Source organism: Caballeronia arvi (genome assembly GCF_001544695.2).
GTDB classification, from domain to species: Bacteria; Pseudomonadota; Gammaproteobacteria; order Burkholderiales; family Burkholderiaceae; genus Caballeronia; species Caballeronia arvi.
In genome coordinates this window covers 1-1,386 of record NZ_FCOM02000229.1, presented here as the reverse complement: position 1 = coordinate 1,386, position 1,386 = coordinate 1, and the positions used below count along the sequence as shown (strand labels likewise).

The 1,386-nt window shown below is 64.1% G+C and carries 2 protein-coding genes; both read right to left on the bottom strand.

Features of this window, described 5'->3' with window-relative positions:
• On the bottom strand, positions 1 to 683 hold a 683-nt coding region (locus AWB74_RS44545), incomplete at its 3' end, for a Y-family DNA polymerase (RefSeq protein WP_143749549.1).
• Positions 607 to 1,320, bottom strand: coding sequence for a translesion DNA synthesis-associated protein ImuA (gene imuA, locus AWB74_RS44540; protein WP_061152799.1), 714 nt, complete (start codon positions 1,318 to 1,320; stop codon positions 607 to 609). The genes imuA and AWB74_RS44545, both read right to left, overlap by 77 nt.
• Positions 1,321 to 1,386: the final 66 nt, after the last annotated feature.

Genomic DNA, 1,386 nt, shown 5'->3' with positions numbered 1-1,386 from the left:
AGCCACTCGTAGAGTTCGGGCGACAGGCCGTAGGCGCGGTCAAGCGAATCCAGTAAGTCCACCCCACACCTCTTTTTGAGACCTGCGCGCGGCAGGCGTCGAATATCGTTGAGCACCCGGCAACCGAGGCCGTTGAACCACTCGGCGAAAGATCGAACTTCGGGCACGACCATGAACGGCAACTCGCCGAGCGTGCGTTCGAGCGAACTCATCTTGAGCACGCGCCGGCGACCGCGCTTGGCAAGCAGCCACGCGCCTTGCCCCGTGGGCGCGACACTCATGCGGGCGGTCACGCCGATCGCTTTGACCGTCTCCCGCATTTGCCGGCAGACGTGCACGATGCCCCCGAAAAGCCGAAGGCTTGCGGTCACGTCGACGACGATGGTTTCCTCTTCGCGTACGGCCACCTGAGGAGAGAAGCGCAGCAAGGCGAATGCGACTTCGCGCTGTACGTCGAGTTCACGCGCGGAACTGCGTTCGTACATCAGCGCGTCGGCCGTAAGTGTCGTGACGCCACCGCGCTTCATGCCCACCATCACCCCTGCGTCTCTTGCTGCCTGATCGAGCACGATCACCTTGTCGCGTTCCAGCACCACACATCCGTGTTCAGTCGGAGACGACCACCTCGGACGGAACACCTCCAGCGAGAGCCGGGGCAGGAAGATGGCGACGAACACGGCCATGGGGGCTGAGCAGAATCGGTGAGGGTTGAAGGTGGATGGACAGTGGATCGGTTCGGGTGGGACCTCGTCGTTTGATGACATCGACGACGATGCCGCCGTCGGCGGGCCGCACACCGAGCCGTAATGCGGCGGGCGACGAATCCTGGGCGGCGGCAAGCGGTCGGACCAGAATCAGCAGGGTTTCCGTCGCTTGGGCCGCCAGATGCAACCGCCGTAACGCCTCAGATCGAATGTGCTGTTGCCAGAAGAGCAGCGCGCCGCAACTTCGGGCGTTCAGCACGCGCTCGGCACACCAGAGCGCGTCCGCCGTCTTCGGCGCACGCAGCATCATCAGCTTGTCCAGTGGCAGGCCAAAATACGAGAACGCCAGGCTGTTCGGTACGTGCGGCGCCTGCAGCAGCGTGATTGGCCGCTTGCTTGCGGCCACGAGCGCGGGCTTGAGCAGCCGCATCTCGCCGATGCCCGGCTGCTGCACCAGCAACTCCACGAGCGCGCCGACGGGCCAACCGCCGCCCGGCAGTTCCGCCGACAGGGCGGCGTAGCCGGTGTCGATGGTCTTGCCGTAGGCACGCGCGAGCTCTGAGCCGCGCCAGAGGCTCGAGTGGAGTGTCGCGAGGTCTTTGGGCAGGGCAGCCATGATGGAAGGCGGTGATCCAAGTACTGTATATTTATACAGTGTAGCGCAAAAGCTGAAGCAGTGAAT